The 11,524-nt window shown below is 55.9% G+C and carries 11 protein-coding genes; 8 read left to right on the plus strand and 3 right to left on the minus strand.

The genetic code is table 11. From position 1 onward, the window contains the following. Positions 1-31: 31 nt before the first annotated feature. The 3 genes from prmB to Q3O59_RS03975 are packed head-to-tail and all read left to right on the plus strand — an operon-like array spanning position 32 to position 3,291. The gene (gene prmB, locus Q3O59_RS03965; protein ID WP_305944330.1) at positions 32-1,000 is read left to right on the plus strand and encodes a 50S ribosomal protein L3 N(5)-glutamine methyltransferase; all 969 of its coding nucleotides are present in this window, start codon (positions 32-34) and stop codon (positions 998-1,000) included. Further along, positions 1,001-2,104: a chorismate synthase gene (gene aroC, locus Q3O59_RS03970; protein WP_305944331.1), complete on the plus strand. Its 1,104-nt coding sequence runs from the start codon at positions 1,001-1,003 to the stop codon at positions 2,102-2,104. Continuing rightward, positions 2,101-3,291, plus strand: a complete 1,191-nt coding sequence (locus Q3O59_RS03975) for an MFS transporter (RefSeq protein WP_305944332.1) — start codon at positions 2,101-2,103, stop codon at positions 3,289-3,291. The genes aroC and Q3O59_RS03975 overlap by 4 nt, the downstream gene beginning before the upstream one ends. Here the strand turns inward: Q3O59_RS03975 and Q3O59_RS03980 are convergent. Together Q3O59_RS03980 and Q3O59_RS03985 are read right to left on the minus strand one after the other, a co-directional pair. Beyond that, a complete protein-coding gene (locus Q3O59_RS03980) occupies positions 3,268-3,936 on the minus strand; it encodes a TorF family putative porin (RefSeq protein ID WP_305944333.1) in 669 nt (222 codons plus the stop codon). The two genes, Q3O59_RS03975 and Q3O59_RS03980, sit on opposite strands and share 24 nt — an antisense overlap. Before the next feature lie 70 nt (positions 3,937-4,006). Then, the gene (locus tag Q3O59_RS03985; protein WP_305944334.1) at positions 4,007-5,473 is read right to left on the minus strand and encodes an aldehyde dehydrogenase family protein; all 1,467 of its coding nucleotides are present in this window, start codon (positions 5,471-5,473) and stop codon (positions 4,007-4,009) included. Positions 5,474-5,604: 131 nt separating this feature from the next. Between Q3O59_RS03985 and Q3O59_RS03990 the strand changes: the two genes are divergently transcribed. From Q3O59_RS03990 to bamJ, 3 genes are all read left to right on the plus strand, one after another. Continuing rightward, positions 5,605-6,723 carry an ATP-NAD kinase family protein gene (locus Q3O59_RS03990; protein WP_305944335.1) on the plus strand — a complete coding sequence of 373 codons (1,119 nt, stop codon included), beginning with the start codon at positions 5,605-5,607 and terminating at the stop codon, positions 6,721-6,723. Beyond that, on the plus strand, positions 6,720-7,007 hold the full coding sequence (locus Q3O59_RS03995) for a YfcL family protein (protein WP_305944336.1): 288 nt from the start codon (positions 6,720-6,722) through the stop codon (positions 7,005-7,007). The genes Q3O59_RS03990 and Q3O59_RS03995 overlap by 4 nt, the downstream gene beginning before the upstream one ends. A gap of 72 nt (positions 7,008-7,079) precedes the next feature. After that, entirely contained in the window at positions 7,080-7,700 is a 621-nt protein-coding gene (gene bamJ, locus Q3O59_RS04000) for a BamJ family beta-barrel-assembly machinery protein (protein WP_305944337.1), read from the plus strand. Here the strand turns inward: bamJ and dsbB are convergent, their stop codons facing one another. Further along, positions 7,701-8,237 (minus strand): disulfide bond formation protein DsbB, encoded by a 537-nt coding sequence (dsbB, locus tag Q3O59_RS04005; protein ID WP_228593050.1) that lies wholly within the window; start codon positions 8,235-8,237, stop codon positions 7,701-7,703. Between the two features lie 180 nt (positions 8,238-8,417). On the opposite strand from dsbB, the gene fadR reads away from it, so the two are divergent. Beyond that, a complete protein-coding gene (gene fadR / locus Q3O59_RS04010) occupies positions 8,418-9,134 on the plus strand; it encodes a fatty acid metabolism transcriptional regulator FadR (protein ID WP_228593049.1) in 717 nt (238 codons plus the stop codon). A 103-nt stretch (positions 9,135-9,237) separates the two neighbouring features. After that, entirely contained in the window at positions 9,238-11,487 is a 2,250-nt protein-coding gene (locus Q3O59_RS04015; protein WP_305944338.1) for an aminotransferase class V-fold PLP-dependent enzyme, read from the plus strand. The last annotated feature ends 37 nt before the right edge of the window (positions 11,488-11,524 follow it).

The raw sequence follows: 11,524 nt of genomic DNA on the forward strand, positions 1-11,524 counted from the left end.
TGTTGCCTGCCACTGCTAAATCTGGATAACTATGATCACAGACCCCAATCAGCCTGCTGAACAGCCTTTGTTCAGCCCGGAGCTGGCACAAGATGCCCTGGAGCAACTGCATACGGTACAAGACTGGCTGCGCTTTGCTGTCAGTAAAATGAACCAGGGCGATGTGTATCTGGGTCATGGTACCGATAACCCCTGGGATGAAGCTGCCAGTCTGATGTCTGCAGTGCTGGCGCTGCCGCCCATGACCGATGAACGCTTGTTTCCGGCCCGGTTGACGGTGCGTGAGCGCGAGGATTTTCTGGCCTTGTTGCAGCAGCGTATCGAGCAGCGCATCCCTGCCGCCTACCTAACGCAGCAAGCCTATTTTGCCGGCTTGCCATTTTACGTGGATGAGCGGGTTCTGGTCCCACGCTCTCCGATAGCGGAGCTGATTGGGCAAAGCTTTCAGCAGCAACTTAAAGGGCGTGAGCCTGGTCGGATCCTGGACTTGTGTACCGGCTCTGGCTGCATTGCCATTGCTTGCGCCTATCAATTTGCCGAAGCCGAGGTGGATGCTGCGGACATCAGTCCGGATGCCTTGGCGGTGGCTGAATACAATATTGCGCAGCACCGGCTGGAGCACCGGGTCTTTCCACTGCTGTCGGATGGTTTCGATGGCCTGGCGGGTCAGCAGTACGATCTGATTGTTACCAACCCGCCGTATGTCGATGCAGAAGACATGGCTGATTTGCCATCGGAGTTTTTACACGAGCCGGAGCTTGGGCTGGCATCTGGAGCGGATGGGCTGGCGCTGACACGTCGTATCCTAGCCGAAGCAGCCCGGCACTTAACCGATGACGGGGTGCTGATTTGTGAGGTGGGCAACAGCATGGTGGCCTTGCAGCAGCAACTGCCTGACGTTGGCCTAAACTGGCTGACTTTTGAGCAGGGTGGTATTGGGGTATTTTCGATTGATAAAGCAGAATTGCTGCGCTGTCAGCAGCAACTGGAGGAATGGTAAATGGCGGGCAACAGCATCGGGCAATTATTTCGGGTCACCACTTTTGGTGAAAGTCATGGACCCGCCATTGGCGGCATTGTCGATGGCTGTCCGCCGGGCCTTACGATCACGGCTGAAGAATTGCAGCTGGAGTTAGACCGTCGAAAGCCGGGGACCTCACGCTACACCACAGCGCGACGCGAAGCGGATGAGGTGAAAATTTTATCCGGTGTGTTTGAAGGCATCAGTACCGGCTGCTCCATCGGTCTGTTGATTGAGAATACCGATCAGCGCTCGCAGGACTACTCCAAAATCAAAGAGGTGTTTCGCCCGGGGCATGCCGACTACACCTATTGGCATAAATTTGGTATTCGTGATTATCGGGGGGGCGGCCGCTCATCGGCACGGGAGACAGCAATCCGGGTGGCCGCAGGTGCTATTGCCAAGAAATACCTGCGGGAAAAGTTTGGTGTTGAAATTCGAGGCTATCTGGCGCAGCTTGGTCCGGTGGCCGTGGAGCAGGTGCAGTGGGATCAAGTGGATCAAAATCCGTTCTTTTGCCCGGATCCATCCAAGCTTGAGGCGCTGGATAGCTACATGCGTGAGTTGAAAAAGGCTGGCGATTCAGTCGGTGCCCGGGTCAATGTGGTCGCCAGCAAGGTACCGGTTGGTTTGGGCGAGCCGGTATTCGATCGGCTGGATGCCGATATCGCCCATGCCATGATGAGCATTAATGCCGTCAAAGCGGTCGAAATTGGCGACGGCTTTGCCGTAGTAGAACAACAAGGCTCGACCCATCGTGATGAGCTGACTCCAGCAGGGTTCAGTGCCAATCACGCCGGTGGCGTTCTGGGTGGGATCAGCAGCGGTCAGGACATTCGGGTCAGTATTGCGCTCAAGCCCACGTCCAGTATCAGCATTCCGGGCAAAAGCATCAATCTGCAGGGCGAGCCAGTCGACATGCTGACCAAAGGCCGGCACGATCCCTGTGTCGGCATACGCGCTGTGCCCATTGCAGAAGCCATGCTGGCCATTGTGCTGATGGATCATCTGCTGCGCCATCGGGCTCAGAATGCTGATGTGGTTTGCACCACGCCGGATATCGCCCGTCTGCAGGACGAATGATCGCTCTAAAAGCACCATCGGCGGTGCCTGCTTTGGTACTGGCCTATTTTGCCTATTACGGGGTGTTGGGGATCTTCATCCCGTACCTGGGTCTCTTTCTGGATGGGCGAGGGCTTAGCTCCTACGACATTGGCGTTTTGCTGGCGCTGGTCACTGCGACCCGCATCGTCGGCCCCAGTTTGTGGGCTCTTGTGGCCGAGCGTCAGGGCCAACCATTACGTATTATGCGACTGGGAGCCGTGCTGGCTTTGCTGGGCTGGATCTTCAGCTTCTTTGATCAGGGCTTCTGGCTCTTGTTGCTGGGCTTTGCCAGTTTCAGCTTCTTCTGGACGGCGATTTTGCCCCAGCTGGAAGTAACCACCTTTCATTTTTTAAACGACAACACCAGCCGTTACAGTCGGATCCGCAGCAGTGGCAGTCTTGGCTACATCGTGCTGGTGATGGCGGGTGGGGTTTTGCTGCAGAGCCTGGGTACGGAGTCCTTGCCGTATGGGGCTGCACTTTTGATGCTGCTGTTGATTGGCAGCTTGTTTTTACTGCCCAACATCGCCATTGCCAGCCAACCTGAAGAGCGCAGTCAGGGGTTTGGCCCCTTGCTGCGCCAACCGGTGCTCTGGTGCTTTATGGGTGCCGCTTTTATTTTGCAAATGAGCTTTGCGCCTTTTTATGCTTTTTTTACCCTGTATGCCCGGGATCTGGGATACAGCGGCATAGAAACCGGGCTTTTTATCAGCCTGGCGGTACTGGCTGAAATCGTGGCTTTTTTCTGGATGGGCAGCCTGTTAAAACGGCGCAGTTACCGGTTGGTGCTGGGTTGCTGTTACGGCTTCACGGCGGTGCGCTGGTTGATGCTGGCTTTTTTGGCTCACTCTCCGCTCTGGCTGGCCATCAGCATGCTGCTGCATGCCGGTAGCTTTGCCATTGCCCACAGTTGCGCCATGCAGTTTGTGCAGCACTATTTTCCCAAGGCGCTGCGCAGCCGTGGCCAGGCGCTCTATGCCGGTTTCATCTTCGGGGGCGGCGGTGCCGTTGGCGCCTATGCGGCTGGCATTTTATGGCAGGATGGCTTGGGAGCGACGCAGACCTTTGTGGTGGCAGCAGCCACAGCGCTGCTTGCCATGCTGCTGGCGCTTTGCTTGCCAGCTCAGGTGCACCCGCCTGTTTCAGAAAGTGCGACTGACCGTTAATACCAGCGCATCATCGCCCCAGCGCTCTTTCAAGGTGGTGGTGTGCAGGCCGGCGCTGATAATAAAGCCGGCCAGATCGGTGCTCAGGACCAATTCGGCATGAAAGAAACCCGACTTGCCTTCCCAATCGTAGCTTGCTTTATCAAAGGAGTGGGAACGATCCAGCCCGGCTTGCAAGGTCCAGCCAGGGCTTAAAGCAAAGCTGCGGGCCAGCTTGACCACCAGATGGCCGCCACCAAAACCAAAGTAGTCATCGCTGTACCAGAAGGATAACTCGTAATGGTGCCGGTGCAAGGTCAGGTAGAGCTCCCTGAAGTTGAGCTCTGAGCTGTGACTGCGGCCATGATAGGTGTATTGCGCTAAACCAACATCCAGGCCAAAGTCCCGGAACTGATGGAAATACCCTAGGTAACCATCGGCTTCAACTTTGGTGCCTTCGCCAAAATCCACATTCGAGCCCCAAAGACCAGCGTAAAAGCCATTGCCGGCTTCCCAGACTAAGCCCGGTTGAAACGCCGGCTTTTTATCGGTTTGACTGACACCGTTGAACAGGTAATTGTTGGTGACTGCTAGTTCCAGGCTCCAGTTGGCCTGAACAGAAAAAGCAGCACAACTTAAGCAAACGGCAATCAATGGTTTGCGCATAACGGTTCCTTCAGTTTGGCCGTGCGAGGTTCTTAGTGTTAGTAAAGTGCAGCCGCTGCGAAATAGCAAATTAGCGCAGCAACCAACGTAACGCTTTATTGAGCCACTGATGGGTATAAGGCGGGTAAATCAGTTTGCCCGGATGCCACCAGCCTTTGGCATGGACGGCTTTGGCATGACTAAAGGTCAGAAACCCCTCCTTACCATGGTAAGCTCCGATGCCGGATGCGCCGATGCCGCCAAAGGGCAGGTCGTCCTGCGCCACCTGCATCAGACAATCATTGAAGCCGACGCCACCGGAGTGGCTGTGCAACAGGACCTGTTGCTGCAGTTTGGCATCCTGGCTGAACAGGTACAGCGCCAGTGGGCGGGGTTGCTGTTGCAACCAGGCAAACACATGCTCTATCTGCTGGTAACTGCGGATGGGCAGGATGGGACCAAAAATCTCTTCCTGCAGCAGTGGGTTCGACTCCGGCAGGTTGAGCACCAACTGCAGTGGCAATAGCCGCGGGTTTCTTTGCTGCTGTTTGTCCAGCGTTTGATCGTCGTCCTGCTCGGCTAGATAGTGCTGCCAGGACGCTTCACCGCAGCTGATGATGGTCGCCCCGGCTTGCTCGGCTTGTTGCAGCAAGCTGCGCATTCGCTGGCGCTGACGCTCGGTACAAAGCCAGCTGTAGTCGTGTTCCAGCCGCTCGGCTGGGTAAAGTCGGCGAAAGGCTGCTTGCAGCTCAGCCAACAGTGGCTCCAGCACCGGCTCTGCCACCCACAGGTAGTCTGGCGCGACACAGGTTTGGCCGGCATTGGCACACTTACCAAACACCAGCCGCTCTGCACTGACGGTCAGTTTGGCGTCCTTTGCTACGATGGCCGGCGACTTGCCGCCAAGCTCCAGCGTAACCGGAGTGAGGTTGGCAGCAGCGGCCTGCATCACCTTGCGGCCAACGGCAGTGGAGCCGGTAAAGAGCAGGTGATCAAATGGCAAAGCGGCAAAGGCGGCCGCTTGGGCAGCATCGCCATCAAACACGGCCACTTGTTCGGCCGGAAATGCCTTGTTCAGCAGTTGGCGCAGACAGCGATTGGTTGCCGGGGTGTCTTCCGACAGTTTCAGCATCACTTTATTGCCGGCTGCTAATGCCGCCACCAGTGGGCTGATGGCGAGAAAAACCGGGTAATTCCAGGGCACCACAATACCGACCACGCCCTTGGGCTGGTAATGCACCCGGTTACGGGCTGGTTGAAACAGCCAACTGGTGTGGCGCCTTTCGGGCTTCATCCAGCCTTTGAGTTGTTTGCGCTGATAGGCCAGGTTTTGCAGCGCCGGCAGCAACTCAATTCGCAGGCTTTCTTCAGCGCTTCGTTTGCCAAAATCAGCCGACAGCGCCGTTGTCAGTTGATGCAGCTCGATTTTGAGTGCCTGTTCCAGTCGGTCTAAATCCTGCTGGCGTTGCTGGTAATTGGGGTAGGGGGTTGCCCTGGCTGCGCCTTGCTGGCGGCTAAAGGCCTGCTGAAGTTCAAGGCTGTTATCTGCTGGTTGCATACGACGTCATCATGAAAAAACCTGTGGCTACTTTAGGGCACTTTGCCGCTGCACTCAAGCTGGGGAAACTCGCATCTTGAGGTCATTTGGGTATACAATGCGCGCCATCAAGGCAGGAGGGTGCATCAGCCATGTTTCGTTTGGGGTTTATTGTCAATCCGCTGGCAGGCCTGGGAGGCAGTGTTGGCTTAAAAGGCAGCGATGGCGTGGCCGAGCAAGCGTTGGCATTGGGGGCTGAGCCTCTGGCTAACCAGCGCAGCGAAACGGCCTTGCAGCAATTGTTGCCACTAAAAGACAAGCTGGTGATCAAAACGGTGACGGGCAGCATGGGGCAGCAGTTGGTGGCAGCATTGGGCTTTGAGCATCAGAGCTGCTATCAGCCGCGCAGCGAGCCGACCACCGCAGAAGACACCGAAGCGGCCGCCAAAGCCCTGGTAGAGGCTGGCATTGATCTGCTGTTGTTCGCAGGTGGCGATGGCACCGCCCGCAACATCTGCGCGGCCTTACCTGAGCAGGTCACCGCCTTAGGCATTCCGGCAGGCTGTAAAATTCATTCTGGTGTCTATGCCATCAGCCCAATGGCCGCCGGCAAGCTGGTTGCCAGCCTGGTGCGGGGCGAGTTGGTGTCGATGCGTCAAGCCGATGTGATGGACATTGATGAACAAGCATTTCGCCAAGGTGTGGTAAAAGCGCGGCGTTTTGGCGAGCTGTCGATCCCGGCCGCCTTGCAGTATGTGCAAAGCGTGAAAATGGGCGGGCGTGAATCCGAAGAGCTGGTCCTGGACGACCTGGTTGCCTGGGTGGTCAGTCAAATGGAGCCGGATGTGCGTTATGTGATGGGCTCTGGTTCGACGGTGGCTGCTGTGATGGCAGAGCTCGGGCTGGACAACACCTTGCTGGGCGTTGATGTGGTGGAAAACGGTGCCATCCTGGCTAAGGATGTGACGGCTGCTCAGCTGCTTGAGCTGGTGCAGGGCAGGGAAACCAAGCTGATTATCACCCTGATAGGCGGTCAGGGCCATGTGTTTGGCCGCGGCAATCAGCAATTGTCCCCGGCGGTGATCCGGGCCATTGGCCGAGACAATATCTGGCTGATTGCCACCAAAGCCAAGCTGCAGCAACTGCAGGGACGGCCTTTGCTGAGTGACAGTGGCGATGCGGCGCTGGATCAGCAGTTGCAAGGCTTGATCCCGGTGCTGACCGGCTACAACGATTATGTGATGTATCGACTGGGAGAACCCGACTTATGAATGCAACAGCCTACGTAGCCGCCGTCGCTGACTATCTGGATGCCATGATCCCGACGGCAAGTGATGATGAGCTCTTTGCTGCCGGTTATTTGCGCGGACACTTTGATTTGGCGGTGGGAAAGCTGGAAGTGGCCGCAGCGCCTTTTGCACCGCAGGACATTCAGGCTGGGGTGGAACAGAGCCTGTCTGAGGCCATTGCCCAAGGCGAGCTGAACGACAGCGATCAGCAGCTGGTGCAGCAGCTTTGGCAGCATTTGCAGCAGGTCGATCCCGCTGAAGCCTGACAGAGCACTGACTTTGCGGTAGTATAAGCACTCGTTGCTGCACCATGCAGCGCCAATCACAAAGTGAGTTTTATGTCAGAACAATACACATCTCTTGAGCAGCACGCCAGCTACGGCATTGGTTTGCAAATGGGCCAGCAATTGGCCGACAACCCTTTTGACGGCCTGGATATTGACGCCGTGGCTGCTGGTTTAAAAGCGGCTTTTCAAGGCGAAACACCAGCGGTCTCTGATGAGCTGATCCGTGCCGCCTTCACTGAAATCAGCCAGCGGATGCAGGCAGCTCAGGCAGAAAAAGCCGAGGTTGCAGCCAAAGTCGGGGAAGATTTCCTGGCAGAAAATGCCAAGCGCGCCGAAGTGTCGGTCACAGCCTCTGGTTTGCAGTACGAAGTGTTGAACGCGGGCGAGGGCGACAAGCCTGCGCGTGAGTCGACTGTACGCACCCACTACCACGGTACCCTGATTGATGGCACTGTGTTCGACAGTTCCTATCAACGTGGCGAGCCAGCGGAGTTTCCGGTATCCGGCGTGATTGCCGGCTGGACCGAAGCGCTGCAAATGATGCCGGTCGGTGCCAAGTACCGCCTGTACATCCCGCATGAGCTGGCCTATGGTGAGCGCGGCGCGGGCCACGCTATTCCACCATTCAGCGCCTTGGTGTTTGATGTGGAATTGCTGGCGATTGTTGAGTAATCAGCCTTTGTATGGGTTCGGGTTAATCCGAACCCATTGGCAGGCCAGTACCAGCAAGGCCACCAGACCATAAGCGATAAAAATCCACCGCATCCAGTCGGCCATACTGGCGCCGGCAAACTGCCAGTCAATGGCACCACAGGGCCCGATCGGATCGAACAATGCCGGTAACCACTCGTGCAGTGGTAACCAGTCGGGGAAATCGGCAAAAAGCGCGCAACTGTAAAAACCGCCTTCAGCAATCAGTTGCTCAATGTCGCTCAGTTTTCGTGCCTCCAGCCAACCATAGCCTGCAGCGGCCAACCAGCCCAGGGTGGCACTCAATCGAAGCAACAAGCTACCCGGAGCCAGCAAGCCAAGCAATGCAGCCAGCATAATGCCGGCAACCGCAGCCCGGATGTAGACGCACTGCATGCACGGCTCCAGCCCCATGCCATATTGAAAATACAAGGCAGTCAATTGCAGGCCGCTGGCGGTCAGCAGCAACAGCAGCCAGCTGCGCCGCTGTTGTGAGAATTGTTTAAGCCACTCCAACATCATTGGGCTCCGGGAAAATTTTATTTTTGAGGCACTTACTCTATGCCATTGCGCCCTTGCTGACAACCATCCGGGACTATTCTGCCGGCAAATAGGGAGTGCTACTTGTTAACTGGCTGTTCTCTGGTACAATCAGTCGATATTTTTGAATGCCAACACAGCAAAGGTGGATCTTCCCGGATGACCAACCTAATCAAAGCACAAAGCCCAGCCGGTTTTGCTGAAGAATACATTGTCGACTCCATTTGGAATGGCAAATTTGCCCCAGGCTCAATTTTGCCGGCAGAGCGCGAGCTCTCTGAGCTGATTGGTGTCACCCGAACCACCTTGCGTGAGGTACTGCAGCGTCTGGCCCGGGATGGTTGGTTGACCATTCAGCATGGCAAACCCACCAAAGTGAATAATTTCTGGGAAACCTCAGGTCTGAACATTTTGGAAACCCTGGCTCGGTTGGATCAGGATCAGATGCCTGATCTGGTCAACGAGCTGTTGTCGGCGCGCACCAACATCAGCGCCATTTACATTCGTGGTGCCATTAAAACGCATCGGGAAGAAGCCATGGCGGCCTTTGCCGGCGCCGATCAGTTGCCGGATAGCGCAGAAGCCTTTGCGGACTTTGATTATGAACTCAATCATGAGCTGGCGCTGCATTCATCCAACCGCATTTATGTGTTGATTCTGAATGGTTTTCGCGGTTTGTACACCAAGATCGCCCGCTTTTATTTTTCCCAGCCAGAAGCCCGTGAGCTGGCACGCTTGTACTACAAAGAGCTGCTGGCGTATGCCGAAGCCGGTCGTCACGATGAAGTGATTGCCGTGGTGCGGAAATACGGTTGGGAAAGCGGTAAGATTTGGTCTGGCTTAAGGGCCAGCATTCCCAAGGATTTAATGGAATAACAGTCTACCGCTAAAAAAACCGCTCCGGCGGTTTTTTTCTGTCTCAAAGCACAGTATCATTAAAAGGAATATGTTATTCCTTTTTGTTATATGCTGAGTGGTTATGACTGCAAACTTGCCCTTAAAACGCACTGAAATCTACCTGGATAACAATGCAACCACGCCGGTGTTGCCATGCGCTGCTGCCGCTGTGCAGCATCATATGATGCAATCCTTTGGCAATCCCAGCAGTGTGCATGCTACAGGCATTAAAGCCAAAGTGGAGCTGGAAGCTACCCGTCAGTTGGCCCGTCAGTTGATTGGTGCCGGTAACGGCGAGGTTGTTTTTAATTCCGGTGCCACTGAGGGTATACAGGCAGCTGTGTTGTCTGCGCTGACCAAGGCGAAAGCCGAAGGCAGAACAGGTGCTGGCACCCTGCTGTTGTATGGCGCCACAGAGCACAAAGCGGTCCCGCAAAGTTTGCAACATTGGAATGAATTGTTGGGTTTGGAAGCAAGTCTTTGCGCCATCCCGGTGGATCGGCATGGGCGCTTGTGCCAGCGTTTTATTGCCGAGCACCTGCCAAAAGCTGCAGTGATTTGCACCATGGCGGCCAATAACGAGACCGGCGTAATGCAAGATTTAGCGGCGCTGGAAGTCTGTATCCGCCAGCACCGTCCCGACATTCCCTGGCTGGTCGATTGCGTGCAGGCGCTGGGGAAAATGACGCTGGATCTGCAAAGGACCAGCATTGACTATGCACCTTTTAGTGGCCATAAACTCTATGCTCCCAAAGGCATCGGTTTTTTGTACGTCCGTGCCGGCGCGCATTATCAGCCATTGATTGTGGGCGGAGGGCAGGAGAGCGGTTTGCGCTCTGGTACCGAGAATTTACCCGGTGTCGCTGCGCTGCATGCCATTTTCTCCGAATTGCTGAAAACCGAGGGCTCGGTATTTCAGCCGGCATCAAGGCTTTGGCAATACCGGGATCAGCTGCTGACAGCCTTACGCCAGGTTTTTCCTGAGCTGGTGCTCAACAGCGATGCCCCCTACGCCGTGCCGACCACCATTAATTTCTCAGTGCCGGGCTTTTACAGCAAAGACATCATGGACTTGTTTGATGCTGCCGGCATCCGGGTCAGCTCAGGCTCGGCGTGCAGTTCCAAAGTGCCCAGTAGCTTTGTGCTGGATGCGATGGGGCTGGAAGCATGGCGCTCGCAGGGTTCCATTCGTTTGTCCTTTGGTCCGGCTATGACGTCAGCTGAGTGCCAGCAAGCCTGCCAGCGGATCCTGGAGTTGGCTGCTGTGGTGCAAAAGCATTGCCTGGTGCTGACCGACGCCACCCCAACATTGGAGTGGCATACCAAAGGCCTGACTCAGTTAAAGCACGAAGGCTTATGCAGCTACCTGCTGGTTTGTCCTGAAACCAGGGCCGCCGTCGTCATTGATGCGGCCTTGCCACTGCTGGGGCGTTTGCAGGCGATGATCAAGGGCCAGCAATTGCAGCTGCAAGCAGTACTGGACACTCATCAACATCCGGATCATGCGTCGGTGCGCTCCGAGCTCTGTACTTTGCTGCAGCTGGATTGTCGTCACCCGACCGATGCATTGGGCTGGCCGGTAGACAGCGACTCGCTCAGCTGTGGCCAGTACCGCTTGCAGCGTTTGGATACGCCGGGTCATTGCCCTGGTGCCAACAGCTATTTGTTGTATCAACAGCAGGTACTCAGAGCCGCCTTTGTCGGGGATTTGCTGCTGCCGGGTGGGGTAGGACGAACAGATTTGGCCGGTGGCGATGCCAAAGCATTGCAGCAAAGTTTGCAGCAGCTGCAGACTTTGGTTCAGCCGGATACAGTTTTGCTGTCCAGTCACGATTACGCCCAGCGTTTTTTCACCACCCTGGCCATTGCCTGCGAGGAGCAGCCATTGCTGCAGGCTTTGTTGCAAGATGCGTTGCCGGTCGAAGACTGGCAGCAAGCTGCCAATGCTCAGGCTCGCCAGTTGCAAGCACTGGAGCAACACTTTTGTGGCCTGGTTGAAGTGATGCCAACCGATGCGAAGGCGACCATTGCACCGGAGCAGTTGGCTGAGTTTGTACAGCAGCATACTGATTTGCAGGTGATTGATGTGCGCGAACCGCATGAGCAAAGTGCCGGTGCTTTAGCGCCTTACTTGCCAGCGGCTTGTACCGTGCTGGAGGTGCCTTTGTCGAAGTTGTGCCATAGGCTCAGCCATGCGGACTGGCAGCAGGATACGCCTCTGCTGATGGTCTGCCGCACTGGCAACCGCAGCCTGGTGGCTTGTCAGGTACTGGCACGACTAGGCTTTCGCCAACTGTACAACCTGAAGGGTGGCATGGCGCTGATTAGCTAAAAAAAAGGGCCAGTAATAACTGGCCCCAAAGGTCGGA

Origin of the sequence: Alkalimonas delamerensis (genome assembly GCF_030717955.1) — a bacterium.
GTDB classification, from domain to species: Bacteria; Pseudomonadota; Gammaproteobacteria; order Enterobacterales; family Alteromonadaceae; genus Alkalimonas; species Alkalimonas delamerensis.

Coding starts and splice junctions, on each gene's coding strand:
- prmB (WP_305944330.1), top strand. CDS start 32: ATGATCACAGACCCCAATCAGCCTGCTGAACAGCCTTTGTTCAGCCCG.
- aroC (WP_305944331.1), top strand. CDS start 1,001: ATGGCGGGCAACAGCATCGGGCAATTATTTCGGGTCACCACTTTTGGT.
- Q3O59_RS03975 (WP_305944332.1), top strand. CDS start 2,101: ATGATCGCTCTAAAAGCACCATCGGCGGTGCCTGCTTTGGTACTGGCC.
- Q3O59_RS03980 (WP_305944333.1), bottom strand. CDS start 3,936: ATGCGCAAACCATTGATTGCCGTTTGCTTAAGTTGTGCTGCTTTTTCT.
- Q3O59_RS03985 (WP_305944334.1), bottom strand. CDS start 5,473: ATGCAACCAGCAGATAACAGCCTTGAACTTCAGCAGGCCTTTAGCCGC.
- Q3O59_RS03990 (WP_305944335.1), top strand. CDS start 5,605: ATGTTTCGTTTGGGGTTTATTGTCAATCCGCTGGCAGGCCTGGGAGGC.
- Q3O59_RS03995 (WP_305944336.1), top strand. CDS start 6,720: ATGAATGCAACAGCCTACGTAGCCGCCGTCGCTGACTATCTGGATGCC.
- bamJ (WP_305944337.1), top strand. CDS start 7,080: ATGTCAGAACAATACACATCTCTTGAGCAGCACGCCAGCTACGGCATT.
- dsbB (WP_228593050.1), bottom strand. CDS start 8,237: ATGTTGGAGTGGCTTAAACAATTCTCACAACAGCGGCGCAGCTGGCTG.
- fadR (WP_228593049.1), top strand. CDS start 8,418: ATGACCAACCTAATCAAAGCACAAAGCCCAGCCGGTTTTGCTGAAGAA.
- Q3O59_RS04015 (WP_305944338.1), top strand. CDS start 9,238: ATGACTGCAAACTTGCCCTTAAAACGCACTGAAATCTACCTGGATAAC.